This window comes from Kitasatospora sp. NPDC004614 (assembly GCF_042873675.1).
Lineage (GTDB): Bacteria > Actinomycetota > Actinomycetes > Streptomycetales > Streptomycetaceae > Kitasatospora.
Genome location: NZ_JBIALR010000011.1, coordinates 107,299 through 133,951 on the forward strand (window position 1 = coordinate 107,299; position 26,653 = coordinate 133,951).

13 protein-coding genes are annotated in these 26,653 nt (G+C 74.5%); 2 read left to right on the forward strand and 11 right to left on the reverse strand.

Going from position 1 to position 26,653, the window contains the following annotated elements; genetic code table 11:
* Nucleotides 1–14 precede the first annotated feature (14 nt).
* Complete coding sequence (locus ACFYST_RS22660) at nucleotides 15–14,261, reverse strand: type I polyketide synthase (protein ID WP_387864902.1); 14,247 nt, start codon at nucleotides 14,259–14,261, stop codon at nucleotides 15–17.
* Nucleotides 14,262–14,529: 268 nt separating this feature from the next.
* Complete coding sequence (gene hemA, locus ACFYST_RS22665; RefSeq protein WP_387864904.1) at nucleotides 14,530–15,741, reverse strand: 5-aminolevulinate synthase; 1,212 nt, start codon at nucleotides 15,739–15,741, stop codon at nucleotides 14,530–14,532.
* A 211-nt stretch (nucleotides 15,742–15,952) separates the two neighbouring features.
* Here hemA and ACFYST_RS22670 point away from each other — a divergent pair, with 211 nt between their 5' ends.
* Both ACFYST_RS22670 and ACFYST_RS22675 read left to right on the forward strand, forming a co-directional pair.
* Entirely contained in the window at nucleotides 15,953–17,497 is a 1,545-nt protein-coding gene (locus ACFYST_RS22670) for an AMP-binding protein (protein ID WP_387864906.1), read from the forward strand.
* A gap of 7 nt (nucleotides 17,498–17,504) precedes the next feature.
* On the forward strand, nucleotides 17,505–19,082 hold the full coding sequence (locus ACFYST_RS22675; protein WP_387864907.1) for a long-chain fatty acid--CoA ligase: 1,578 nt from the start codon (nucleotides 17,505–17,507) through the stop codon (nucleotides 19,080–19,082).
* Between the two features lie 16 nt (nucleotides 19,083–19,098).
* Here ACFYST_RS22675 and ACFYST_RS22680 read toward each other — a convergent pair whose 3' ends face one another.
* The 9 genes from ACFYST_RS22680 to ACFYST_RS22720 form a co-directional block, all read right to left on the reverse strand.
* Complete coding sequence (locus ACFYST_RS22680) at nucleotides 19,099–19,578, reverse strand: MOSC domain-containing protein (protein ID WP_387864909.1); 480 nt, start codon at nucleotides 19,576–19,578, stop codon at nucleotides 19,099–19,101.
* On the reverse strand, nucleotides 19,579–19,824 hold the full coding sequence (locus ACFYST_RS22685) for an acyl carrier protein (RefSeq protein WP_387641581.1): 246 nt from the start codon (nucleotides 19,822–19,824) through the stop codon (nucleotides 19,579–19,581).
* Nucleotides 19,817–20,860 (reverse strand): NAD(P)H-dependent flavin oxidoreductase, encoded by a 1,044-nt coding sequence (locus ACFYST_RS22690; RefSeq protein WP_387864912.1) that lies wholly within the window; start codon nucleotides 20,858–20,860, stop codon nucleotides 19,817–19,819. The genes ACFYST_RS22685 and ACFYST_RS22690 overlap by 8 nt, the downstream gene beginning before the upstream one ends.
* Complete coding sequence (locus tag ACFYST_RS22695) at nucleotides 20,857–21,735, reverse strand: hypothetical protein (RefSeq protein ID WP_387864914.1); 879 nt, start codon at nucleotides 21,733–21,735, stop codon at nucleotides 20,857–20,859. Before ACFYST_RS22695 ends, ACFYST_RS22690 begins: the two co-directional genes overlap by 4 nt.
* A gap of 54 nt (nucleotides 21,736–21,789) precedes the next feature.
* The gene (locus ACFYST_RS22700) at nucleotides 21,790–22,653 is read right to left on the reverse strand and encodes a diiron oxygenase (protein WP_387864916.1); all 864 of its coding nucleotides are present in this window, start codon (nucleotides 22,651–22,653) and stop codon (nucleotides 21,790–21,792) included.
* The gene (locus ACFYST_RS22705; RefSeq protein WP_387864919.1) at nucleotides 22,650–23,588 is read right to left on the reverse strand and encodes an inositol monophosphatase family protein; all 939 of its coding nucleotides are present in this window, start codon (nucleotides 23,586–23,588) and stop codon (nucleotides 22,650–22,652) included. Before ACFYST_RS22705 ends, ACFYST_RS22700 begins: the two co-directional genes overlap by 4 nt.
* Nucleotides 23,588–24,856 carry an aspartate aminotransferase family protein gene (locus tag ACFYST_RS22710; protein WP_387864921.1) on the reverse strand — a complete coding sequence of 423 codons (1,269 nt, stop codon included), beginning with the start codon at nucleotides 24,854–24,856 and terminating at the stop codon, nucleotides 23,588–23,590. Before ACFYST_RS22710 ends, ACFYST_RS22705 begins: the two co-directional genes overlap by 1 nt.
* A 26-nt stretch (nucleotides 24,857–24,882) precedes the next feature.
* Complete coding sequence (locus ACFYST_RS22715) at nucleotides 24,883–25,407, reverse strand: dioxygenase (RefSeq protein ID WP_387641565.1); 525 nt, start codon at nucleotides 25,405–25,407, stop codon at nucleotides 24,883–24,885.
* 157 nt (nucleotides 25,408–25,564) lie between these two features.
* The gene (locus ACFYST_RS22720; RefSeq protein ID WP_387864924.1) at nucleotides 25,565–26,578 is read right to left on the reverse strand and encodes a phosphotransferase family protein; all 1,014 of its coding nucleotides are present in this window, start codon (nucleotides 26,576–26,578) and stop codon (nucleotides 25,565–25,567) included.
* Nucleotides 26,579–26,653: the final 75 nt, after the last annotated feature.

Below are 26,653 nucleotides of genomic sequence, written 5' to 3' on the forward strand. Positions count from 1 at the left end.
GTGCCAGCTCTCTCTCAGACGTTCCCGAAGTCGTTGTCGATCAGGGCGAACAGCTCGTCCGCTGTCGCCGTTTCGGTCACCGTGGCGGTGTCGTCCACCGCCCCGGGAGGTACTGCCCCGCCGCCCGGTGCCCTGCCGCCCGGTGCGCCGGCGCGCCTGCGCCAGCCGCGCAGCAGTTCGTCCAGCCGTTCGCCGACCCCGTCGCTGTCGGCCGTTCCGGGCGGGGCGGCCGTGAGGAGCGCGGCCAGCCGGTCGAGCTCGGCCAGCAGCGGCGAGGGCGGTTCGGGCGCGGCGGACAGCTCCGCGTCCAGGTAGGCGGCGAGCGCCTCGGGCGTCGGGTGGTCGAAGACGGCCGTCGGCGGGACGGCCAGCCCGGTGGCCTCGCACAGCGCGTTCCGGAACCGCACCGCGAGCATCGAGTCGAAGCCGACCTCGGCGAAGGTGCGTTCCGGGCGCACCGGGCCGGTTCCGGGATGGCCGAGGACCGCGGCCGAGTGCCGGACGACCAGGTCGAGCACCGCCTGCCGGCGGGCCCGCCGGTCCAGCGGGGCCAGCCGGGCGGCCAGCCGTTCGGCGGGGGTCCCGTCGTCGTCGCCCGCGGCCTCCGGTGCCTCCTCGGCCGGCACCGCCGTGGTGGCGGCGGCCGTCCGGCCCGGGGTGGCCAGCCAGTACCGGTCGCGCTGGAACGGGTACGTCGGCAGCAGGACGGGTGCCGGGCCGGGGGTCCCGGTCCAGGGCGACCAGTCCACCGGACCGCCGCCGGCCGCCCACGCCTCGGTCAGCGAGGCCAGCAGCCGGTCCCGGCCGCCGTCGCCGCGCCGCAGCGTGCCGACCGCCGACACCTCCCGCCCGGCCTCCGCGGCCACCGCCTCGATCCCGGCGAGCAGCACCGGGTGCGGGCTGACCTCGACGAGCAGGGTGTGGCCGGCGTCCAGCAGGGTGCGGGTCGCTCCGGCGAAGTCGACCGGTTCGCGCAGGTTGCGGTACCAGTAGGCGGCGTCGAGCGATTCTCCGGCGACGGGTTCGCCGGTCACCGTCGAGTAGAGCGGGACGGCCGAGGCGCGGGGGCGGATCCCGGCGAGGGCTTCGCGCAGTTCGTCCTCGATCTCGGCGACCTGGGCGGAGTGGGCCGCGTAGTCCACCGGGATCGCCTTGGCCCGGACGCCTTCCCGCTCGCAGGCCGCGAGCAGGGCGGCCAGTTCCTGGGGCTCCCCGGCGACGACCACGGCTTCGGGGCCGTTCACGGCGGCCACGCACGCGCGTCCGCCGGCGGGCAGCAGGCCCGTGGTCCGCTCGGCGGAGGCGGCGACCGACACCATGCCGCCGCGTCCCGCCAGCCTCAGCAGCGCCCGGCTGCGCAGCGCCACCACGAGGGCCGCGTCGTCGAGCGACAGCGCTCCGGCGACGCAGGCGGCGGCGATCTCGCCCTGGCTGTGCCCGACGACGGCGTCCGGGGTGACCCCGGTGTCGCGCCAGTGCGCGGCCAGCGCGACCATCACGGCGAAGAGCACCGGCTGGACGACGTCCACGCGCTCGAGCGTCGGCGCGCCGGGCGCGCCGCGCAGCACCTCGGTCAGGGACCAGTCGGTGTGCGGGGCGAGCGCCCGTTCGCAGTCGGCGATGGCGGCGGCGAACGGCGCGGAGGTGTCGAGCGCCGCCGCGGCCATGCCGGCCCACTGCGAGCCCTGGCCGGGGAAGACGAAGACCGTGCGGCCGCCGCGCGCCCGGTCCTGCACGGCGTCGGGGGCGGGTTCGCCCGCCGCGAGGGCGTCCAGCCAGCCGAGCAGCGCGGCGCGGTCGCGGCCGGTGGCGGCCGCCCGGAAGGGCAGGGCGGGGCGGGTGGTGGCGAGCGCCCGGGCGGTCGCGGCGGCGCCCGCGTCGGGGTCGGCCCGCAGGTGCTCGCCCAGTCGGCGCGCCTGGCGGCGCAGGGCCGCGGGGGTCATGGCGGAGAGCAGCCAGGGAACGGTGGTCCCGGGCTCCTCGGCCGGCGGGCGGTGGTCGGCGGCGGGTGCTTCCTCCAGGATGGCGTGGGCGTTGGTGCCGCTCATGCCGAACGCGGAGACGCCGGCCCGGCGCGGCCGGCCCCCGTCCGGGGCGTCCCAGGGGCGGGCGTCCGCGAGCAGCCGGACCGCGCCGGCCGACCAGTCCACCCGGCTGGACGCCTCATGGGCGTGCAGGGTGCCGGGGAGCACGCCGTTGCGCAGGGCGAGCACCGTCTTGATGACGCCGGCGACTCCGGCGGCGGCCTGGGTGTGCCCGATGTTGGACTTCAGCGAACCCAGCCACAGCGGGCGGTCGGCGGGCCGGTCCTGGCCGTAGGTGGCCAGCAGGGCCTGCGCCTCGATGGGGTCGCCGAGCACGGTGCCGGTGCCGTGTGCCTCGACCAGGTCGATCTCGGCGCCGGACAGTCCGGCCGTGGCCAGCGCGGCCCGGATCACCCGCTGCTGCGCGGGGCCGCTCGGGGCGGTGAGGCCGTTGCTGGCACCGTCCTGGTTCACCGCGGTGCTCCGTACCAGCGCGAGAACCGGGTGCCCGAGGCGGCGCGCGTCGGAGAGGCGTTCCACGAGCAGGACGCCCACCCCTTCGCCCCACCCCGTGCCGTTCGCCCCTTCGGCGAAGGAGCGGCAGCGGCCGTCGGGCGACAGGCCCTGCTGGCGGCTGAACTCGACGAAGACGTCCGGGCTCGCCATCACCGCGGCGCCGCCGACCAGGGCGAACGAACAGTCGCCGGCGCGCAGTGCCTGGCCGGCCAGGTGCAGTGCCACCAACGAGGACGAGCAGGCCGTCTCCACGGTCACGGCGGGGCCGCCGAGGCCAAGGGTGTAGGCGATCCGGCCGGAGGCGACGCTGGTGACCGTGCCGCTGAGCAGGTGCCCCTCGACCTGGTCGGACGGGTCCTGCGGGCCGGTGCCGTAGCCCTGGGAGGCGACGCCGACGTAGACGCCGCCCTCGCTGCCGCGTACCGACGCGGGGTCGAGTCCGGCCCGCTCCAGGACCTCCCAGCTGGTTTCGAGCAGCAGCCGCTGCTGCGGGTCCATGGCCAGGGCCTCGCGCGGCGAGATGCCGAAGAACTCCGCGTCGAACTCGGCCGCCCCGTCCAGGAATCCGCCGCCGGTGGTGTAGAAGGTGCCCGGGTGCAGGGGGTCCGGGTCGTAGAGGTCCTCCAGCGGCCAGCCGCGGTCGGCGGGCAGCTCGGCGACCGCGTCCACTCCGTCGGCCACCAGCCGCCACAGCTCCTCGGGCGAGCGGACGCCGCCCGGGAACCGGCAGGCCATCGAGACGATCGCCAGCGGTTCGTCGGCCGCCGCGGGATCCGCCGCGGTCGCGCTGGTCGTGCCGGTCGTGTCGTCGGCGCCCGGTTCCGTGCCGCTCAGCCCGGCGAACAGGTGCTCGGCGAGGGCGGCCGCCGTCGGGTGGTCGAAGACGGAGGTGAGCGCGAGCGGCAGGGCGGTGGCCGCGACCAGCCGGTTGCGGAGTTCGACGGCGGTGAGCGAGTCGAAGCCCGCCTCGCGGAACGGGCGGTCGGCGGCGAGGCCGACGGCCGACTCGTGGCCCAGCACGGCGGCCGCTTCGCTCCGGACCAGCTCGGTCAGCAGTTTGCGGCCCTCGGGCCCGGACAGCCGGTGCAGCCGGTGCGACCACGAAGGGTCGCCGCCCGTACCGGGTGCGGACCCGACAGAAGTGTCCGCGGGGCCGCCGTCCGCCGTCCGGTACTCCGCGGCGGCGGGCAGGCCGCGCAGCAGCGCGCTCTCCCGGACCGAACCGAAGGTGGGCGCGAAGCGGCTCCAGTCCAGCTCGGCGACGACCTCTTCGCCCTCGTCCAGGGCCAGCGCCAGGCCGAGCGCGGACAGCGCCGCCGCGGGGTCCATCGGCACCAGCCCGTGTCGGCGCAGGCCGTCGCCGACGGCGCCCTCGGCCATGCCCGCGCCGGCCCAGGGGCCCCAGGCCACCGAGGTCGCCGGCAGGCCCCGGCCGCGCCGCGCCGCGGCGAGGCCGTCCAGGTAGGCGTTGGCCGCCGCGTACGCGCCCTGGCCGCCGCTGCCCCAGGTGCCCGAGATCGAGGAGAACAGCACGAAGGCGTCCAGTTGGCGGCCTTCGAACAGGGCGTCGAGGTGGGCCGCGCCGCGCGTCTTGGCCGCCGTCAGCAGGGCCAGTTCCTCCGGCGTGCAGTCCATCAGCGCGGTGTCCGAGGTGAGTCCCGCGGTGTGCACCACGGCCCGTACGGTGTCGCCCTCGGCGTGCAGCCGCTCCAGGGCCTGTTCCAGCGCGGTGCGGTCGGCGACGTCGCAGGCCAGCACGGTGCTCCGGGCGCCGAGCGCCGCCAGGGCGTCGACCAGCGCGTCGGCTCCCGGGGCCTCGGGGCCCCGCCGGCCGAGCAGGACCAGGTGGTCCGCGCCGCGCTCCGCGAGCCAGCGCGCCACCTGGGCGCCGAGGCCGCCGGTGCCGCCAGTGACCAGGACCGTGCCGCGCGGCGTCCACGGTGCGGGTGCGGGTGTCGCGGGCTCCGGCGCGGGGACGAGCCGGCGGCCCAGCGGTGCCGGCACGCGCACGGCCACCTGGTCCTCGCCGTCCAGTCCGGCCAGCACCGCGCACAGCCCGTCCAGCGCGGGCCCGTCCAGCAGCTCCGGCAGGTCGACCAGGCCGCCCCAGCGCAGCGGGTGCTCGAGGGCCGCCACCCGGCCCAGGCCCCACACCTGGGCCTGCTCGGGGCGGACCTCCTCCGTGCCGTGGGCCGCCACCGCGCCGCGGGTGGCGCACCACAGGGGTGCGTCGATGCCGCTCTCGCCCAGGGCCTGGATCAGCAGCAGGGTCCCGGTCAGGCAGGCGTCGAGCGTCCGCAGGCCGGGGTGCGGCCCCTCGGCCAGGGCGAGCAGCGACAGGACGCCCTCCAGGGAGCCGAACTCCGGGAGCAGCGAGGCCAGTTCGGCGCGTTCGACGGCGGCCCCGACCCGGATCACGACCACGTCGGCGCCGTGTCCGGCGAGGGCCTGTTCGCAGGCGAGCGCGGTGTCCTCGGCGCCGGGTCCGTCCGGGACGACGAGCAGCCAGCGGCCGGAGAGGCGGGGCTCCGCGGGCGCGGTGAGCGGCTCCCATCCGATGCGGTAGCGGTGCGGGCCGGCGGGGGCCGCGGTCCCCCGGCGGCCGCGCCAGGCGGCGGGGGCCGGGTCCGGCGCGGCCACCGGCCAGAAGCGCCGGTGCTGGAAGGCGTAGGTGGGCAGGTCGACCCGCCGCACGTCGGTGCCGCTCCAGCCCGCCGACCAGTCCACCGCCACGCCGCGCAGGTGCAGCGAGGCGAGTGCGGTGCGGACCGCGTCCGACTCGCCGCGGTCACCGCGCAGCAGCGGCACCGCCCCGGGGCCGCCGGGGGCGGGAGCGGAGCCGCCGGGGGCGGAGTCGGAGCCGGCTTCGGGGAGGCAGGCGTGGAGCATGCCGGACAGCACGCCGCCCGGTCCGAGTTCGAGGTACGTGGTCGCGCCCGCGGCCCGCAGTTGGCGGGCCCCTTCCAGGAAGCGCACGGTGCCCCGGGCGTGCCGCACCCAGTGGTCGGGGGAGCGGAGTTCCGCGGCCGTGGCGGTGCGCCCGGTCAGGTTGGAGACGATCTCGATGCCGGGCGCGTGGTAGGTCAGCGACTCGGCCACGTCCCGGAACGCGTCGAGCATGCCGTTCATCCGGGCGGAGTGGAAGGCGTGGCTCACGCTCAGGCGCCGGGTGCGCCGGCCGCGGTCGCGGAACGTCCCGGCCAGGCGGCGTACCGCGTCCTCGTCACCGGACAGGACCACGGAGGCGGGCCCGTTGACGGCGGCGATGTCCACCGCGTCCCGGTCCTCGGCCGACAGGGCCTGGCGCACTTCCTCCTCGCCGGCCTCGACCGCCACCATCGCCCCGCCCTCGGGCAGTTCGTCCATCAGCCGGCCCCGGGCCGTCACCAGCGCGCAGGCGTCGGGCAGGTCCAGCACGCCCGCCGCGTGGGCGGCGGCGAGTTCGCCGATGGAGTGCCCCATCAGCAGGTCGGGCCGCACGCCCCAGTGCCGTACCAGCCGGAACAGCGCCGTCTCCAGGGCGAACAGCGCGGGCTGGGTGTACCGGGTGCGGTCGAGCAGTTCCGCGTCGGGGGTTCCGGGTTCGGCGAACAGGAGGTCGCGCAGGTTCAGGTCGAGGTGCGGGTCGAGGCCGGTCAGCACCTCGTCGAGGGCGTCGGCGAACACCGGGTCCTCGCCGTAGAGCTCCGCGCCGGCTCCGGCCCGCTGGCTGCCCTGTCCCGGGAACAGGAAGGCGGTCCGGCCGGGGCGCACGCCGCCGCCGGTGAGCAGTCGGCCCGCCGTCGTGCCGCGCGCGAGCGCGGTGAGCGAGCGCCGGACGGACGCCCGGTCCCGTCCCAGGACGGCGGCCCGGTGTTCGAGCGGGGCCCGCCCGGTGGCCAGCGAGTAGGCGACGTCGACCAGTTCGACGTCCGGGTCGGCGTCGAGCCGGCCCACCAGCCGGCCGGCCTGGGCCCGCAGGGCCTCCGGTGTCCTGGCCGAGAGCAGCAGCGGCACGGGCGGGCCGGTGCGGCGGGCGGTGGGGGTGGCGGTGTCCGCGGCGAGGGCCATCGTGGCGGCGGCGGGGGTGGCGGCCGGGGTGTCCGTGGTGGGGGCGGCCGGGGTGTCGGTCCGGTCCAGGGCGGGCACGGCCGCGATGGCGGGCGCCTGCTCGATGATCAGGTGCGCGTTGGTGCCGCTGATGCCGAACGAGGACACGCCCGCCCGGCGCGGGTTCCCGGTCTCCGGCCACGGGGTGTGCGCGGTGAGCAGGCGGATGCCGCCGTCGGACCAGTCGACGTGCGGGTTCGGCGTCCCGGCGTGCAGGGTTCCGGGCAGTTCTCCGTGGCGGATGGCCAGCACCATCTTCATCACCCCGGCCACCCCGGCGGCTGCCTGGGTGTGCCCGATGTTCGACTTCACCGAGCCGAGCCACAGCGGGCGGTCCGCCGGGCGCTCCGGTCCGTGGACGGCCTGGAGCGCCTGCGCCTCGATCGGGTCGCCGAGCCTGGTGCCGGTGCCGTGGGCCTCGATCGCGTCGATCTGCTCGGCGCGCAGCGCGGCGTCGGCCAGGGCGGCGCGGATGACCTGCTGCTGGGACGGGCCGTTGGGGGCGGTGAGCCCGTTGCTGGCGCCGTCCTGGTTCACGGCGGTACCGCTGATCAGCGCGAGGACGGGGTGGCCGTGGCGCAGGGCGTCGCTGTGGCGCTCGAGCAGCAGCACGCCGGCGCCCTCGCCCCAGCCCGTGCCGTCCGCGTCCGCCGAGAACGCCTTGCACCGTCCGTCGGCGGCGAGCCCGCGCTGACGGCTGAACTCCACGAACAGCCGCGGGGTGCTCATCACCGACACCCCGCCCGCGAGGGCCTGCTCGCAGTCGCCGCGCCGCAGTGCCTGCACGGCCAGGTGCAGCGCCACCAGTGACGAGGAGCACGCGGTGTCGACGGTGAGTGCGGGCCCCTGGAGGCCGAGGACGTAGGACAGCCGGCCCGACAGCACGCTGGCCGTGTTCCCGGTCAGCAGGTGGCCCTCGGACACTCCCTCGGCGCCCTCCAGCAGCGCGGAGTAGTCCTGTCCGTTGGTGCCGATGTAGACGCCGACCTGCCGGTCCTTCAGCGCGGTCGGATCCTGCCCGGCGCCCTCGACCGCCTCCCAGGCGGTCTCCAGGAGCAGCCGCTGCTGCGGGTCCATGGCCAGGGCCTCGCGCGGCGAGATGCCGAAGAACTCGGCGTCGAACTCGGCCGCGTCGTGCAGGAAGCCGCCCTGCCTGGTGTACGTGGTGCCGGGGTGGTCGGGGTCCGGGTCGTACAGCCCCTCGGTGTCCCAGCCCCGGTTCGACGGCCAGTCGCCGACGGCGTCGGTGCCCTGGGCGAGCAGGTGCCAGAAGTCCTCGGGCCGGGCGACCCCGCCGGGGAAGCGGCAGCCCATGCCGACGATCGCGATCGGCTCGTTGCCGACGGGGTCGGCGGTGTCGCTCGCCTCGTCCGGCAGACCCGGGTCGAGGGCCTGGTCCAGGTCCAGTTCCGCGAGCAGCCGGTCGGCCAGTGCCGACGGGGTGGGGTGGTCGAAGAGGACGGTGGCCGGCAGGGCCAGCCCGGTGACGGCGGCGAGCCGGTTGCGCAGCTCCACCGCCATCAGGGAGTCGAAGCCGAGCGCGGAGAACGCCTTTCCGGGCTGGACCGTGTCGACGCCGGGGTGGCGCAGGACCGTCGCCGCTTGGGTGCGGACCAGTTCGGTGAGGGCTCCGACCCGGTCCTCGTGGCGCGGCAGTGCGGCGATCCGCTGCCGCAGGGTGTCGGCGGCGCCGTCGCCCTCCCGGGCCGCCGACGGTGCGGCGGTGTCCTGGGTGGGCCGCGCGGCAGCCGGGTCCGGTATCCCGTCGAGCAGGGCGGTGGACCGCAGGCCGATGGCCGCGGTGAAGCGCTTCCAGTCGACGTCGGCGACCAGGACCAGCGCGTCGTCCGCCTCCAGTGCCCGGCCGATCGCGGTGACGGCCGTTTCGGGCTCCATCACCGGCATGCCGAAGTCACGCAGCCGGCCGGCGACCTCGTGCGCCAGCATGCCCGGTCCGGCCCAAGCGCCCCAGGCCACGGACGTGCCGGGCAGCCCGGCGGCCCGGCGGGCGGCGACGAGTGCGTCGACGGCCGCGTTGGCGGCCGCGTAGTTCCCCTGCCCGGCGTTGCCCACGACGCCCATCACCGACGAGAACACCACGAAGGCCGACAGGTCGAGGCCCGCGGTGGCCTCGTGCAGGTTCCGGGCGGCGGTCAGCTTGGCGCGCAGCACCACGGCGAGCCGCGCGGGGTCCAGCGCGTCGAGCACACCGTCGTCGAGGACGCCCGCCGCGTGGATGACGGCGGACAGCGGGTACCGCGCGGGGATGTCGGCGACCAGCGCCGCCAGGGCGGCCGGGTCGGCGACGTCGCACGCCGCGAAGGCCACTTCGGTGCCCAGCGCCGTCAGTTCCGCCCGCAGCGCGTCCGTGCCGGGGGCGTCGGCGCCGCGCCGGCTGACCAGCAGCAGCCGCTCCGCGCCCTGGCCCGCGAGCCAGCGCGCCGTGTGCGAGCCGACGCCGCCGGTGCCGCCCGTGACGAGGACCGTGCCCCGCCACCGGGCGTCCGGGCCGCCCGCACGGGCCTTCGGCGGCACGGACGGCGCGGGCCGGAGGCGGCGTCCGTGGACCCCGGTGGAGCGCACCGCCACCTGTTCCTCGTCGGCCGCGGCTCCCGCGAGCACCGCGCACAGGCGGCGGGCGGCCCGTGCGTCCAGCACCTCGGGCAGGTCGACCAGACCGCCCCGGCGGTGCGGGTGCTCCAGGGCCAGCGTCCGGCCCAGGGCGGCGGAGGCGGCCTGACCGACGTGTCCGGGCCGCTCCGCGCCGCCCAGGACAGCCAGTCCCTTGGTCAGTATCCAGAGCCTGGCCTGGATGCCCGCGTCCTCGAGTGCCTGGGCCAGCGCGAGGGTCAGCGCCGGACCACCGGGCAGGTCGGGGTGTTCGGGGTGGGGGCGTTCCTCCCAGGACAGCAGGGACAGCACGCCGGCGATCGGCTGCTCCCCGGCGGTCTCCGTGAGCAGGGCGGCCAGCTGTTCGCGGGTCGCGCCCGGATCGGCGACGACGCACGGGAGGAGGTCGGCCCCGGCCTCGCGGAGGGCGTCCAGGACGGCCGCCGCGTCGCCGTCCTCGGGACGCAGGGCGAGCCAGCGACCGGGGAGGCCGTCCGCCGGCGTGACCGGCAGGGGTGCCCAGGCGACGTGGTAGCGCCAGGATTCCGCCTTCCGCTCACGGCTCCTGGCGGAGCGCCAGGTCGCCAGCGCGGGCAGGACTTCGTCCAGGGCGGCGCGGCCGACCCCGAGGATTTCGGCGAGCCGGGCGGGGTCCTGCAGTTCCAGGTCGTCCCAGCGGTCCTCGGCGGGGGCGGCCGGGACGGCGGCGGGGGCCGTCAGCCAGTAGCGGGTGCGCTGGAAGGCGTACGTCGGCAGTTCGACGCGGCGCGCTCCCGGGAACGCCCCCGACCAGTCCACCCCCAGCCCGCGCTCCCAGCCGCGTCCGACCGCGCGCAGCACCTGCGCCGGGCCGCCCTCCCCGCGACGCAAGGTCCCCAGCACCACGGCGTCCGCACCCGCCGCCTCGACCGACTCCCCCACCGCGACGGACAGCACCGGGTGCGGGCTGGACTCGACGAAGAAGCGGTGCCCGGCCGCCAGGAGCGCGCGGGTCGCCTGCTCGAACTCGACGGTCTCCCGCAGGTTGCGGTACCAGTACTCGGCGTCCAGGGCCTTCGTGTCCAGCGGGCCGCCCGTGACGCTCGAGTAGAACGGCACCGCAGCGGACAGCGGCACGATGCCGTCCAGATCGGCGAGCAGCTGCTCGCGGACCTCCTCCACGTGCGCGGAGTGCGACGCGTAATCGACCTCGATCAAACGCGCCCGCACCCCCTCCCCCACGAGTTCTTCCACCAGCGCCGCGACCGCGTCCGCGTCACCCGACACCACCGTCGACGACGGGCCGTTCACCGCCGCCACCGAAAGCCGGTCCGCGATGCGCTCCCGCACCACGTCCACCGGCAGCGGCAGCGAGGCCATGCCGCCACGCCCCGCCAACGCACGGATCGCACGGGAGCGCAGCGCGACCACCCGCGCCCCGTCCTCCAGACTCAGACCGCCCGCCACGCACGCAGCGGCAACCTCGCCCTGCGAGTGGCCGACCACCGCGTCCGGAACGACGCCGAACGAGCGCCACACCTCGGCCAGCGACACCATCACGGCCCACAGCACCGGCTGCACCACATCGACCCGCGCCAGCAGGGCCTCCGAGCCGAGCGCCTCCGCCAACGACCAGTCGACGTACGGCGCCAGCGCCCGCTCGCACTCCGCCATCCGTTCCGCGAACACGGCCGATTCGGCCAGCAGTTCCGCGGCCATCCCGACCCACTGCGAGCCCTGGCCCGGGAACACCAGCGCCACCCGACCGGAAACCAGCCCGCCGCCGGACACCGCGGCACCCTGCGCCAGCGCCTTCACGCCGTCGAGCAGTTCGCTCCGGTCCCCGCCCACCACCACCGCACGGTGCTCGAAGGACGCGCGCCCCACCGCCAGCGAACAGCCCACGTCCGCCACGTCGAGCCCGGGCTCCGCCGCCACCCGCGCCGCCAGCGCCTCCGCCTGCGCGCGCAGTGCCTCGGCGCCGCGCGCCGACACCGGCCACACCACCGGCCCGGGACGCGGGGCGTCCTCCACCGCCTCGGCCGGCACGGACTCCAGGATCACGTGGGCGTTGGTCCCGCTGATGCCGAAGGAGGACACGCCCGCCCGGCGCGGGCGGCCCGTGTCGTCCCAGGCACGGGCCTCCGTCAGCAGCCGGCCGGCGCCCGCCGACCAGTCCACCTCGGGCGTCGGACCGTCCACGTGCAGCGTCCTGGGCATCACGCCGTGCCGCAGCGCCAGCACCGACTTGATGACGCCCGCGACACCGGCCGCGGCTTGGGCGTGGCCGATGTTCGACTTCAGCGACCCGATCCACACCGGCCGGTCCGCCGGCCGCCCCTGCCCGTAGGTGGCCAGCAGCGCCTGCGCCTCGATCGGGTCGCCCAACCGCGTCCCCGTGCCGTGCGCCTCCACCACGTCCACGTCCGAGGCCATCAGCCCCGCGTCCGCCAGCGCCGCCCGGATCACCCGCTGCTGCGACGGACCGTTCGGCGCCGTCAGGCCGTTGCTCGCACCGTCCTGGTTCACCGCCGAACCGCGCACCACCGCCAGCACCGGATGCCCGAGACGCCGCGCGTCCGACAACCGCTCCAGCAGCAGCATGCCCACGCCCTCGGCCAGGCCGAAGCCGTCGGCGGCCGCCGCGAACGCCTTGCAGCGGCCGTCGGGGGCCAGGCCGCCCTGCCGGCTGAACTCGACGAGCATGCCGACCGTGGACATCACGGTCGCGCCGCCGGCCAGCGCCAGCGAGCACTCGCCGGAGCGCAGCGCCCGGACCGCGAGGTGCAGGGCCACCAGCGAGGACGAGCATGCCGTGTCCACGGTGACGGCCGCCCCCTCGAGGCCGAGGGTGTAGGCCAGGCGGCCCGACGCGACGCTTCCGGTGTTGCCGGTCAGCAGGTGGCCGCCCTCGTCGGCGCCCTGTTCGAGGGAGGGGCCGTAGTCCATGGTCATCGCCCCGACGTAGACGCCCGTCGGGGTCCGCCGCAGGGTGGACGGGTCGATCCCGGCCCGCTCCAGCGCCTCCCAGGTGGTCTCCAGCAGCAGCCGCTGCTGCGGGTCCATGGCGAGGGCCTCGCGCGGCGAGATGCCGAAGAACTCGGCGTCGAAGTCGGCCGCGCCGGCGAGCGAACCCGCCTCCCGCTGGTAGTACCGGCCCGGTGTGCCCGGTGCGGGGTCGTACCGTCCGGCGGTGTCCCAGCCGCGGTCGTCGGGCAGCGCGGAGACGGCGTCGGCGCCCGCCGACACCAGCTCCCAGAGGTCGTCGGGGCTGCCGACGCCGCCGGGGTAGCGGCAGCCCATGCCGACGATCACCACGGGGTCGTCGTCCGCGGGCCGCCGCACCGGCTCGACCGCGTCCGTGCGCAGGTCGGGCCGGTCGCCGCCGATCCGGGCGCTGAGGTACGCGACCAGGGCCGCCGGGGTCGGGCAGTCGAAGACGGCCGTCGCCGGGATGCGCAGCGCGGTCGCCGCGCTCAGCCGGTTGCGCAGCTCCACGGCGGTGACGGAGTCGAATCCCAGGTCGAGGAAGGCCACGTCGGCGGGGACCGGTTCGGACCGCCCGGTCACCGCGGCGATCTCCTCGTCCACCAGCCGGGCCAGCGCGGCGCGCCGTTCCGGGGCGTCCATGCCGGCCAGCTCCGCGTGCAGCGCGCCGCCGGCGTCCCGGCCGCCGCCCGTGCCGCCCGCACCGTCCGGGTCCGCCGGGCCGGGCTCCGCGAGCGCCGCCAGGACGTCTGCCGGCAGCTCCCGTACCCCTGCGGACGGCGCCTCCGGTTCCCGTTCCGGGGTGACACCGTGCACGTACAGGTCGCCGAGCGAGGTCAGGAACCGGCCCGGACCGCCCTGGTCCCGGCGCAGCGTTCCGAGGACGGCGGCCCGCGCGCCGTGTTCCTCCGCGCAGTCCGTGAGGGCGGAGGTCAGCACGGTGTGCGGGCTGACCTCCAGCAGGACGCCGTACCCGTCCCGGAGCAGGGCGCCGGCCGCCTGGTGGAACCGGACAGGGTTGCGCAGATTGCGGCACCAGTAGTCGGCGTCCAGGACCGGGGCGTCCAGTCGTCCGCCGGTCAGTCCGGAGTAGTAGGGCAGCTGCGGTGTGCGGGGCCGGATCGGTGCGAGGTCGGCGTGCATCCGGGGGACGATCGCGTCGATGTGGGGGGAGTGGGCGGCCAGGCCGACCGCGATCCGCCGTGCGTGCACCCCCTCCGAGGCCAGGTCGGCGAGGAGTTCGGCCGCGGCGTCGCGGTCGCCGGAGACGATCACGGACCGCGGACCGTTGTGCGCGGCGACGACGAGGCGGCCGTCCCAGCGGCGCAGCCGCGGCTCGACCGCGTCGGCCGGGGCCATGACGGAGACCATGTCGCCCTGCCCGGCCAGGGTCGCCTGGGCCTGGCTCCACAGGGCGACCACCCGTGCGGAGTCGTCCAGGGACAGCGCGCCGCTGACCGCGGCGGCGGTGACCTCGCCGACGCTGTGCCCGAGCACGGCGGCCGGTTCCACGCCGTGGGAGCGCCACAGCTCGGCGAGCGACACCGTCACGGCGAACAGCAGGGGCTGCACCACGTCGGCCCGGTCCGCGGCGGGGGCGCCCGGCGCGTCCGGGTCGCGGAGCACGTCGATCGGCGCCCAGTCGGTGAACGGCTCCAGGGCCTGCGCGCACGCGTCCATCCGGTCGCGGAACACCGCGGAGGTGTCCAGCAGGTCCACGGCCATCCGGGGCCACTGCGCGCCCTGTCCGGGAAACACGAAGGCGACCCGGCGGCCCGCCGCGGCGGTGCCCTCGACCAGGCCGGGCATGCTCCTGCCGTCGGCGAGCGCGTCCAGCCGCCGCAGGAACCCGTCCCGGCCGTCGGCCACCAGTGCCGCCCGCCGGCTCCCCTCGGAGGCGGTGCGCGCGAGGGCGAGCGCGATGTCCTGGGGGCTCCAGTCGTCACGACCGGCCAGGTACCCGTGCAGGCCGCGCGCGCCGGCCGCCAGCGACTCCCTGCCGCTGCCGGCCAGTGTCCACAGCAGCGGTGCTTCCGTACCGTCGGGGTGCGCCATCGTGTCTTCGGACTCCTTCACGGCGAGCGGGACCACCGGTCGCCGAACCGTGGCGGGCGCCCGCTCTCGCGGGTCGCGCGCCGACCGGGACGCCTTCGTCAGGCCCGGCGCGTACCCCCACCGGACCTGCGACGTCGATCTTGCCCACTGCCGCATAGCAGCCCGATAGCGCGGGCCGCGACACGACGCGGGTACGGGGAGCGGGCGGGGCGCGGAGCGGCGGGAGGGCCGCGCGCGTACCCCGTGGAGCGGGTCGGCCGGACAGGCCCTAAGTACGCGGCACCCCAAGCTCGCGCCAGATCCCGTCCAGTGCCGCGACGAACGCCTCGACCTGCGCGGGCTGGTGGACGGCGCCGGGCGCGCTCCGGAGGATTTCCTGTCCCGCGCGCACGCTGGGCGCGTTGATCGCCTGCACGTAGATGCCGTGGCGCTCCAGCAGCAGGGCGGAGATCCGCCGGGCGAGCGCGTCGTCCCCGACGAAGATCGAGACGATGTGGGAGCCGTCGGAGACGAAGGGGATGCCGTGCTCCGTGAGCAGCCGGTGCGTCAGCCGCGCGTTCGCGTGGAGCCGGTCGCGCTCCTCGTCGGAAGTGCGCAGGTGCCGGACCGCGGCGAGCGCGCCCGCCACGACCGCCGGCGGCAGGGCGGTGGTGAAGATGAAGGAGCGGGACAGGCCGCGCACCGCGTCGACCAGTTCGGCGGGACCGGCGATGTACCCGCCGGTGGTGCCGAATCCCTTGGCGAGCGTTCCCATGATGACGGTGAACTCGTCCGCGATGCCCAGGCTCGCGGCGATACCGGCGCCCTGCGGCCCGTACATTCCGACCGCGTGGACCTCGTCGAGGAAGGTCATCGCGCCGTATTTCCGGGCGATCCGGGCGATCTCGGCGAGCGGGGCGACGTCGCCCGCCATCGAGTAGACCGATTCCATGACGATCATCTTCGGCCGGTCGGGATCGGCGGCGGATATCAGCTCTTCCAGGTGCGCCGTGTCGTTGTGCCGGAAAATGTGCTTCTCGGCGCCGCTGTGGCGGAGTCCGTCGATGATCGAGGCGTGGTTCATCTCGTCGGAGAAGACGACGCAGTCCCCCAGCCGGCCGGCGAGGACCGTGAGGGCTCCGTCATTGGCGGTGTACCCGGAGGTGAAGAGAAGGGCGTCCTCTTTTCCGTGCAGATCCGCCAGTTCGTTCTCCAGCAGCACGTGGCAGTGGTTGGTCCCGCCGATGTTCCGGGAGCCGCCCGAGCCCGCGCCGTACTCGTCGAGGGCTTCGCGGGTCGCCGCCAGGACCAGCGGGTGCTGGCCCATTCCCAGGTAGTCGTTGCTGCACCACACGCTGATCTCGGAGGTGACCCCGTCCCGCAGGCTCTTGGCCGCCGGGAATTTCCCGGCGAGCCGGCCGATCTCCAGGAACTCCCGTTTCGCCTTCGGCGATCCACCTTCCTTCATGCGCCGCGAGAAGAGCTCCAGGTATTGGTTCATGACGACCCTTTTCTCCGAAGACTACGCCGATGCGGGGCCCGGACCGGTAGAGGGAATTGTCTCAGGGCGAAATATCACTTCGATGGCGCGGGGTGCGACAATTGAGAACCCACCGCGCATCCGCTTTTCCGATTCACGCCCCCTGGTGGACCCGCTTTGCTCGTTGTAGGCTGTGCGGAAATTCCTCGAAACGGCACCACTGGAGTTTCCCATGCCGTCGGACGAAACATATGTCAGCCAGATCCTTGAGGTAATCTCCGCGGAACCGGAGAAAGTGGTCCTGTCCTGGCGCGACCGGACGCTGACCGCGGCGGAGCTGACCGCCCTGGTCCGGTCGGCCGCGCAGGCCCTGCACCGGCAGACCGGTGGGAACGGCGCCGGCGCCGTGGTCGCCGTCCTGACCGTCACCAACACCGCCCCGACCCTGGTCCTGCGGTACGCCGCGAACCTGGTCGGGGCCACGGTGGTCCACCTGCACACCACCAACGCGGTCGACCCGGCGGACCACCTGGCCGCCGGCGCCAAGCTCAAGATCCTCCGGGACACCGGCGCGACGCACCTGGCCGTCGACGAGGAGAACCTGGCGCCCGCCCGCGAACTGCGCGAGCGGCTGGGCACGCCGCTCACCCTGGTCGCCCTCGGCGACCTCGGCCCCGACGTCCTGGACCTGACGGCCGGGGACCCGGACGCGCTGGACCCGGCCGGCATCGAGATCGCCCCCGACCGGCCCGCGGTGGTGACGTACACGAGCGGGACGACCGGCGAGCCGAAGGGCATCGCCTTCGACTTCCGGGCCCGCAACGGCTTCATCTCCGCCGGGCTCCAGATGCGCTGGCGGTCCGTCTACCTGGCCTGCCTCCCGCTCAGCCACTCCAGCGGCGCCACGGCCGACGACTCGCTCGCGTCCGGCGGCTCGGTGGTCCTGCGGGACGGCTTCGAGCCGGGCGACGTGCTGCGCTCCGTCGCGCGGCACGGGATCACCCGGATGCTGCTCTCCCCTCCGCAGCTGTACCTGCTGATGGACCATCCGGAGCTGGGCTCGACCGACCTGTCCAGTCTCCAGATGGTCACCTACCTGGGCTCCCCCGCGTCCCCCGAGCGACTGGCCGAGGCGGTCAAGGTCTTCGGCGACGTGCTGCTCCAGGTGTACGCGACCAGCGAGGCGGGTTTCGTCAGCATGCTCTCGCCCGCCGAGCACCTCGACCCCCGGCTGCGGGCCACGGTCGGCCGCCCGATGCCCGACTGGGTCCGGATCACCGATCCGGACGACCACCACGACCTGCCGCCCGGCGAGATCGGCGAGGTCTGCGTCCGGTCGCCCTTCACGATGAGCGCGTACGTGGCCGAGCCCGAGCTCACCGCCCGGACCGTACGGGACGGCTGGGTGCACACCGGCGACCTCGGATTCGTCGACGGTGACGGCTACCTGCACCTGCGCGGCCGGATCGGCGAGGTGATCAAGACCAACGGCATCAAGATCCATCCGGTGACGGTGGAGAACGCCCTGCTGGCCCACCCCGACGTGGTGCAGGCCGCCGTCTTCTGCGTCCGGGACCGGGACCGGATCGAGTACCTGCACGCCGCCGTGGTGCTGCGCGACGCGGGCACGGCCGGCCCCGACGAGCTGGCCGAGCACGTCCGGGCCACCGTCTCGCCCAAGCACGTCCCCGCGCGGATCCGCGTCCGCTCCGAGCTGCCCCTCACCGGTGTCGGCAAACCGGACAAGGCGCGGCTGGCCGCGGAAGCGAGCGGGTGAGACCCCCGTGACCCTCTCCGTGGCGGCCATCCTCGCCGAGTCCGCGCTGCGCCGGCCGGAGCACCCGGCGATCGTGTCCGGCGCCCGGAAGATCACCTACCGCGAGCTGTGGGACGGGGCGCGCAGGTACGCGGCGGTGCTGCGCGCGCGGGGCATCGGCCCCGACGACAAGGTGGCGCTGCTGCTGCCCAGCACCCCGCACTTCCCGCTGGCCTACTTCGGCGTGCTCGCGCTCGGCGCGGTCGCGGTCCCGGTCCACGCCCTGCTCCGGGCGGACGAGATCGCGTACGTCCTGCGGGACTCCGGGGCGGCAGCGCTGATCTGCGCCGCCCCGCTGCTGGCCGAGGGCGGCAAGGCGGCGGAGACGGCCGGCACGCCCCTGCTCACCGTCATGGAGCGGGAGGGTGCCCCCGATCGGCAGCTGGATGTGCTCGCGGCGCGCAGCGCCCCGATCGACCGCCAGGTGCCGCGCGACCCCGGGGACATCGCGCTGGTCCTCTACACCTCCGGCACCACCGGCAGGCCCAAGGGCGCCCTGCTCACGCACCTCAACGTGGTGATGAACGTCGACACGACCATGCTGTCGCCGTTCGACTTCACCCCGGACGACGTCCTGCTCGGCTGCCTGCCGCTGTTCCACACCTTCGGCCAGATCTGCGGCATGAACACCTGCTTCCGGGCGGGGGCGACCATGGTCCTGATGCCGCGGTTCGACGGACCGGGCGCGCTGGAGCTCATGGTGCGGGAGGGCTGCACCGTGTTCATGGGCGTCCCGACGATGTACACGGCGCTCCTCGACGCGGCCCGCGCCGACTCGCGCAGGCCGGCGCTCGACCGCGCGTTCTCCGGCGGCGCCGCGCTGCCGGTGGCGGTCCTGGACGCGTTCCGCGAGGCGTTCGGCTGCCCGGTCCTCGAAGGGTACGGGCTGACCGAGACGTCCCCGGTGGTGGCCTACAACCAGAAGGCGTGGCCGCTCAGGCCCGGCACGGTGGGCCGGCCGATCTGGGGCGTCGAGGTCGAGATCGCCCGGGCGGAGGTCGCGGACAGGATCGAGCTGCTGCCCGCCGGCGAGACCGGGGAGATCGTCATCCGGGGGCACAACGTGATGGCCGGCTACCTGAACCGGCCGGAGGCGACCGCCGAGGCCGTCGTGGACGGCTGGTTCCGCTCGGGCGACCTCGGCGTCAAGGACGACGAGGGCTACCTGTCCATCGTCGACCGCAAGAAGGACGTGGTGCTGCGCGGCGGCTACAACGTCTACCCGCGCGAGGTCGAGGACGTCCTGGCCCGCCACCCGGCGATCGCCCAGGCGGCCGTCGTCGGGCTCCCCCACCCCGTCCACGGCGAGGAGGTCTGCGCGGTGGTGCGGGCCCACCCCGCCAGCACGCCGGGCCCCGCCCTCGGCGCCGAGATCGTCGCCTGGAGCAGGGAGCGGATGGCGCCGTACAAGTACCCGCGCCGGGTGGAGTTCGTGGACGCCTTCCCCCTCGGCCCCAGCGGCAAGGTGCTCAAACGCGAGCTGGTCGCCCGGTTGAGCACCGCGAACCCGGACCGGCCACCGGCCGGCCCGCCGCGCCCGCACTGAGCCCGGGGCCGTCGGTTCACGGATCTGCCGGGCGGATCGGGTCGCCGGTGCGCAGGGTGCCGCCTTCGAGGATCCGGGCGCGCAGGCCGCCGCGGTGGAGGAGGCCGCGCAGGACGCCGGGCCTGGTGAGTTGTTCGAGCCGGGCGCAGGGCTCGCTGAGGGCGATGCCGAGCAGGCGTACCTGGTCTCCGACGGTGAATTCCCGGCCGACCAGCTCGGTCAGCGGGACGCCGCGGCACACCACGTTCCGGCGCGCCTCGGAGAGGGTGAGGTGGATGCCGTGTTCACGTTCCAACGCGGTCAGGGCGTCGATGTCGATCAGGGAGATCTCGCAGACGCGGGAGGCCCGCCTGGGTGGTGTGTCGCCGGGATGGTCCTGGAAGTAGCGGTCGCCTTCCAGGCCGCGGCCGGTGACGGCGACGGCTTCCCGCACCTCGACGAGGGGTGCGCCGTGGGTCGGTGCGAGGTGGAGCGAGACCGCCGTGCCCTGCCACATTCAGCGGCCCCCTTCTCCCGCCAGGAAGTTCTCCTCGATGGCGTGCAGCGTGCGGAACTGGTCGGCGCTCAGCTCCGCGACGTCCAGTTCACGGCCGACGAGGTCCTCCAGGAACAGGATGAACTCCATGAAGGCGAGGGAGTCCACGATCCGGTTCTCGATCAGGTCGAGGTCGGCGGGGATCTCGCCGAGCGCCGGGTTGCGGGCGCGCAGCCAGTCGACCACCGGCTTGAGGGAGTCATTCACCCTGGCACTCTCCTTCGTGGCGGGCCGGGTCGGAGCGGGTGTGGCGCAGCGCGCGGCGGTACTCGGTGCGGATGCGCTCCACCAGGACCGTGACGGGTTCGGTGGCGGTGATCCGTTCGCAGGAGTCGCCGCAGTACATCGCCATGTCCTCGATCCGGCCCTCGGTGCGGATGGACGGTACGGCGGCGCTGTACCGGGGGACGGGCAGCCGCCGGCCGTCGGGTGCGGCGGTGGTGGCAACGAACCGGGCGGCCAGTCGGGGGCCAGGCACGGTCAGCGCGTTGCGCAGGACCCGGTGGGGTCGGTTCGCCCAGCCGATGTCGAAGACCGTCGTCACTACGGTGTCCGAGGCTCCGGCCGTGACGATCCGGCGTTTGAACAGCGGGTGCGCCTCGGATTCCCGGGCCGCGGCGAAGACGGTGCCGGCCATCGCCCCGTCGGCGCCCTCGGAGACGGCCCGGGCGAGGTCGGCTCCGGTGGCGATTCCGCCCGCGACGGCGAGGACGGCGTCGGGGTGGTCGCGGCGGGCGGCGCGCAGCAGTGGCAGGGCGGGCAGGGTGCCGAGGAGGTGCCCGCCTGCCTCGACGCCTTGGAGCACGACGACGTCGGCGCCCAGTTCGAGGGCCCGGCCGGCGGCGTGCGCGGTGCCGACCTGGACCACCACCGGCAGCCCGGACCGGACGGCCGCCGTCAGCAGGTCCGGTGCGGGCAGCCCGTAGAACGTCACGAACGCCCGCTCCGGCAGGACGCCGACCGCCGCGTCGAGTTGGGTCCGGCACTTCTCCGGGGCCAGTACCTCGGGCACCAGGTTGATCCCGAACGGCCGCTCCCCCGTCCGGGCGGCGGTGTCGGTGATCAGCCGGCGGATCCGCTCGGGGGGTTCCTTGTACAGGCCGAGGACGCCGCCGGCGCCCGCCCGGGAGACGGCGCCGCACAGCTCGGGCCCGGCGATGCCGCCCATGCCGGCCTGGAGCAGCGGCAGGGTCACCCCGAGGCGCTGCTCCAGCCGGGTCCGGCGCAGCGCCGGCCCGGTCACCGGGGAGCCCCGGCTTCGGCGACCGCGTCCCGGGCGGCGGCGAGGTCCCCGTCGAAGCGCAGGTCCAGGACGTGCAGCCAGCGTTCCAGTCCGAAGGCGACGCATCCGGTGAAGGCGGGCATGCCGTCGTGCCGGATCGCGCAGCGGTCCCCGAAGAAGTTGCGGTGGTTGTTGAGCGAGGCCACCGCGGTGCCGTCCGCGGCGAGGAACTCCTCCTTGACCGGTGCGAGGACCTGCAGCACGGCGCGTGGGCTGTCGCGCCGGAAGAAGGGGTCACTGGCCGGGGCGCGGCGCAGTTCGACGCCGAGGCGGTCGGCGAAGGCGGCCACCTCCGTCCGGTACTGGTCCAGGTGCGCGCGGACGGCGTCCTGGCTGCCCAGGCAGACGACTTCGCGCATGGTGAACCCCCAGAGCCGGCGCAGGCCGTCGTGGTGGTCCTCGTTGCGGTAGCAGTGGGCGACGGTGGTCACGAGGGAGGCGTCCCGGTCGAGCGAGCTGTCGGAGAGGTGCAGGAACGCTCCGTAGCAGGCGGCCGAGGGCAGCAGGTGGGTGGCGTCGGCGAGGTCGTGGGCAGGGACTGGGTCGGCCCCGACCTTGGCGCTGTCCTGGTCGAGCCGGTCGGGCCGGATCCGGCTGACCGTGCTGCCGAGGTGCGGGAAGTTCTGGAAGTAGTCCAGTTTCCGGAGTTCGGCGGCGGGCAGCAGGGGCGGCAGCGTCATCGGCTCGGCGCCGCGGGCGGTCGCCCAGCCCGTGAAGACGTCGTCGAGCGCGCACAGCAGAGCGGTGGCGGGGCCGGCGAGCGTCGCGAGGCCGTCCCGGACGGACCAGGCAGTGCGGGTGCCGGGCGGGGCCGCGGCACGGTGGGTGTGGGACATCGTCCTCCTCCGGACGGCGGTCGAAGATCAGGGTGTGGTCGGCGCGGAGCCGGTTCACGCCTCCGGGACGCCGATCCGCCGGAGGAAGTCCCTGGACTTGCGCAGCACCCGCTGGTGCTCGGTCCGGCGCGCCGGGTGGTCCAGCAGGCGCTTGCGGAGGGCGAGTCCGTCCGGAATCCCGGCGTCCCGGTAGACGGCCGGGTTGTAGAGGGAGCCGATGCTCGTGGACAGGTAGCCCTCGAGGTACTGGCCGATGGCCCGGCGGTCGTCCTCGCCCAGTCCGGCTTCCAGCAGCCGCTCCCAGAGCAGTTGGACCAGCCGGGCCCCGAAGGCGATGTGCCGGCTCTCGTCCTGGTGGTGGATCCGGTTCAGCTGCCGGATGGTCGGGTGCAGCCGCTCGTCCACGGCGAGCCGCACGTTGTAGTGGTCGACGATCTGCTCGAACAGCAGGATCCGGGCGAAGACCAGGAAGTTCTCCCGTGCCGGGTCGTCGGCGGGCACGGCCAGCTTCAGCCGCTTCTCCGGGTAGATCCGTCCGCCGTACCTGAGGCAGAACGTCGCGAAGAACCACATGTGTTCGTTCTCCTCACCGATGAAGTGGTGGAAGAACTCGGACGGGATCTCGAATCCGGGTGTGTGGATCCGCCGCATCACCTCGATGAGCAGTTCCCTGATGCCGTGGACGTTCAGGCTGTAGAAGTTGACGCTCTCCCCGCGGCCGAGTGCCCGCAGCTGGTCCGGGGTGAGCCGTTCGGCGTACTCGGTGCCGTGGACGGACAGCAGCTCGGGCGAGAACCAGGGCTCGTCCTCGGGGAGTTCGGCCGGCCAGTCGAAGGTGGTGTACGGGTTGTAGTAGTCGCTGCTGGCCCGGGCCGAGAGCCGCTCCAGCAGCTGCCGGAATTCGGTGTCGTCCGTCATGCCCGCTCCCCGGGGGTGCGCCAGGCGATGCCGTCCAGCAGTTTGCGGTGGAGTTCGGGGGTGGACGCCGCGATGCAGGACCGCTGGTTGGTGACGTCCAGTTCGGTGAGCGCGGTGTCGCCGAGCGGCTGCCCGTAGGCGTCGGTGATGACGAGGCCGGCCTGTTCGGCCAGCAGCACCGCGGCGGCGATGTCGTACGGGAACAGGTGCAGCACCCGCCCGTTGCCCACCCGCTGGAAGTCGCCCAGCAGCGCGGGGTCGTCGCGCAGCAGCCGGTTGCCGATGTCGACGTACGCGTCGAGCTGACCGGTGATCAGGCGCGAGATGGAGTAGGTGGCGCTGTTGAAGACGAACACGCCGCCGGTGTTGGCCGAGAGGTCGATGAGGTGCCCGTAGGCCTCGGTCATCAGCTGGGCGGGGTGGCCGTTGAACTCCAGGGACCAGAACATCCGGGAGAGGTCGGTGGTCCGGGTCGGCGCGGGCACGGGGTGGTCGTACCCGTGCGCCACCACCCCTGGGGTGCCGCGCTCGGCGTACAGGTGGGCGCCGGTCTTCCACTCCATCAGCAGGGCGTGTTCGACGTCCGCGATCCGGGGGCGGTCGCCGAGCCGGGCGACCGCGATGGACACGGTGGCGGACTCCAGGCCGGCGACGGCCGGCCGGGTGCCGTCGATGGGGTCGACCACCAGGAGGTGCTCGGGGTCGCGGCCGTGGGTGCGCAGGCCGCGGTCCTCGGAGAACACGGCGACCGGCAGGTCGTGGTCGACGACGTACTTCCAGACGGCCCGTTCGGCGACGTCGTCGATGCCGAACTGGGCGTCGCCGCCCGGCGAGTGGCCGCGGACGCCGCGGTTCTCGGACCGGGCCCAGCCGGCGGTGATCTCCTCGCGGACGAGCCGGGCGAGACCGAGCAGGTAGTCCAGCATGCCGGCCATCAGCTCGCCTCCGCGGCGAAGAGGGTCTCCAGCCGGTCGCAGAGCAGGTCCGCCTCCTCGGTGGTGATGATCAGCGGCGGCCGGATCTTCAGGACGTTCCCGCGCCCGTAGCGGGAGGTGCGCAGGATCAGGCCGTGGTCCATGCCGCGGTGAGCGAGGTGCAGGGTCAGCGGGGCGTCCGGCCGGCCGTCCCGGTCGACCATCTCCAGGCCGATCATCAGCCCGAGCCCGCGGACGTCGCCGATCCGGGGGTAGCGGGACGCCAGGTCGCGCAGCCGCTCCATCAGGTGGGCGCCGACGGCCCGGACGTGTGCCAGGAACTCCGGGCGGGAGACGAGTTCCAGGGTCTTGTCCGCGGCTGCGGCGGCCAGCACGTTGCCGCCGTAGGTGAACGAGTGGTATTCGCCGTCCAGGCCCGCGAGTTCCTCGGTGGTGAGGATCGCGGCGACCTGCGCACCGGAACCACCGAGGCCCTTGGCGGTGGTGATAATGTCCGGCCGCACGCCGAAGTGGTCGGCGGCGAACATGTGGCCGGTGCGGCCGATGCCGGTCTGCACCTCGTCGAAGACCAGCACGATGCCGCGTTCGTCGCAGATACGGCGGAGCGCGGCAAGGTAGCCGTCCGGCGGCACGATGTTTCCGCCCGAGCCGGACACCGGCTCCACGACGATGCAGGCCACACTGCCCGACGAGGCGTGGTCGATGAAGTCGTTGATCCGCTCCGCGCACAGCAGGCCGCAGCTGTCGGGGCTCTGCCGGTAGAAGCAGCGCAGGCAGTACGGGTCCGGGACGTGCGTGATGCCGGCGACCAGCGTCGGGAACGGCGCCCGGCGGAAGGCCTCCCCGGACATCGCCGTGGTCAGCACGGTCTGCCCGTGATGGCTGCGGAAGAGCGTGATCACGTCCCGGCGTCCGGTGCGCAGCTGGGCCATCTTCACCGCGCCCTCGTTGGCGGTCGCACCGCCCGAGACCTTCAGGTGGACCCGGGTGAGGTTCGGCGGCGACACCGCGACCAGCCGGCGCACCAGCCGGTCCACCGGCTCGGTCTGGAACGTCGAGGTGGCGTGGACCAGCAGGTCGGCCTGTTCACGCATGGCCTTGACGATCTCCGGGTGCCCGTAGCCGAGGCTGAGGTTGAACGTCCCCGAGGCGCAGTCGATGTACGCCCTGCCGTCGGCGTCGTAGAGGTGGATCCCCTCACCATGCCGCATCTTGTACTCGCTGACCTGGTAGTAGATCAGGTCCTCGATTTTCTGTGCGTCTTCCACAGTTCCTCCCGAGGTCTGGGAATCGATCAGGAGGGCAGAATGAAGGTGAAACTCGCCAGCCACCCCTCCGGGGTTTCCTGCACGTCCATCAAGCATTCGGGGCGGAAATACTTGTCCAGCCGGTTCCGGCGCTCGCCGGGGAAGTACAGCATGGTCGTCAGGACGCCGCCGCCGGGCGGCTGCACCTTCACGTGCAGGTGCCGCGTCCGGCCCGGGTACTCGGCCGGCAGAACGGTCTCCAGCCGCCAGTTCCCCTCGTCGTCGGCGAACTGGTGCCCACGGAGGGTGAACCCCTCCTCGTCGTACACGCCCTCGTCGCCGACCTGCCAGAAGTCCAGCAGGGCGCCCCCGATCGGCTTGCCGTCCGGGTCCACGACCCGGCCCGACAGCACCATGGGCGTCCCGGTCGGGACGTCGGACCGGAAGCTCGTCTTGAGCGGCGTGGCCGGCTTGTAGTACGGGCCCTCGGTCTGTGCCGGGGTCGGCGGTATGCCGTTGCACTTGACGTCGGGAGTGATGATCAGGACATCGTTCTCAGGATTCTCTGCCACTTTTTCCTGCCTTCCATCGGGCCGGTTTTCCACCGACCGCCGAAGAAGCCGACCGAAAAGCCCGGCGGGAAGTCCGCCGAAATTCGGCACCACGAATTCCTGTCGTTCAGACTGTCTTCCGGGGATGGCCGTGTCAATAATTCGGACGGGCCGGGAATCAGCGCGGAACGGAGCGGGGAGGGACATTCCCCGCGGCCGCGCGGCGCAGCATGACGGCGCGGACCCGGGCGAACACCCGGTGGTCCGGCGGATCGGTCAGGATGTCGGCCAGGGCGAACAGGTCCAGGGCCTCGCCGGTGCGGCGCCAGCCGTCGGGCAGGAGCCCGCCGCCGTCCCGGTACCCGTCCAGGAACGCCCGGGAGTAGTCCGGCGGGTAGTCGTCCTCGAAACGCAGCATGTTGCCGACGTCCGTCAGCGGCGGGCCGCTGAAGGCGAGTTCCCAGTCGAGGACGGCGGCGACCTCCCACCGTCCGTCGCGGCCCGCTCCGACCAGCATGTTCTTGGGGTTGAAATCGTTGTGGACGAGCCGGTGGTCGGCGGCGGCAGCGGCGCAGAGCGGTGCCGCCCGTTCGGCCAGCAGTCGCAGCGTCCGGGCGTCCGACGCGCTGAGCCGGGGCGCCGCTGGGGGGCGTCGCTCCGCGGCCGCCAGGCAGTGTTCCACGAAGTCCCGCAGGTCACTCCGACCGTCCGGCGGCTGCGGAACGAGCGACGCCTCCTCGAAGCGGCCGGGCCCGGACAGTTCCCATGCGGAGACCCGGGCCAGGACCGTGCCGACCGCCCGGCCCAGATCTGCGGCGGCCGGTCCGGAGACGTCCGCCAGCGCCTCGGTCAGCGGAACACCCCGGATGTAGCGGTAGAGCAGGGACGGACACCCCGTGGCCGCGCCGTCCGGGTCGGCAGCCACCAGCTCGGGCAGGGGAAGCCGCCCGTGCAGTCGCCGCAGCAGCGCGGCCTCGACCTCACACGTGTTGCGCGGGACCCCGCTGTCCCCGCCGGGCCGGAAGCGGCGCAGGACGTAGCGCTCGTCCGCCTCGGTCACCAGCAGGATCAGCTCGTTGTTGCAGCCGCCGAGGAGCCGGCCGGCGCGTTGGACGCGCTCCCCGGGCAGGGCCTCGTCGTGCAGCCAGGCGCGCGTGCCGGCGTCGAGCTCGATGGGGCCGGTCGTCGTCACTCGTTCATCCTTCCTGTCCTCCGCCTGCTGTCGGACGCGCCACACCGCGGCGTCCGGTGCCCGGACGCCGTGCGC

Coding starts and splice junctions, on each gene's coding strand:
- ACFYST_RS22695 (WP_387864914.1), bottom strand. CDS start 21,735: ATGTCCCACACCCACCGTGCCGCGGCCCCGCCCGGCACCCGCACTGCC.
- ACFYST_RS22660 (WP_387864902.1), bottom strand. CDS start 14,261: ATGGCGCACCCCGACGGTACGGAAGCACCGCTGCTGTGGACACTGGCC.
- ACFYST_RS22705 (WP_387864919.1), bottom strand. CDS start 23,588: ATGGCCGGCATGCTGGACTACCTGCTCGGTCTCGCCCGGCTCGTCCGC.
- hemA (WP_387864904.1), bottom strand. CDS start 15,741: ATGAACCAATACCTGGAGCTCTTCTCGCGGCGCATGAAGGAAGGTGGA.
- ACFYST_RS22680 (WP_387864909.1), bottom strand. CDS start 19,578: ATGTGGCAGGGCACGGCGGTCTCGCTCCACCTCGCACCGACCCACGGC.
- ACFYST_RS22670 (WP_387864906.1), top strand. CDS start 15,953: ATGCCGTCGGACGAAACATATGTCAGCCAGATCCTTGAGGTAATCTCC.
- ACFYST_RS22700 (WP_387864916.1), bottom strand. CDS start 22,653: ATGACGGACGACACCGAATTCCGGCAGCTGCTGGAGCGGCTCTCGGCC.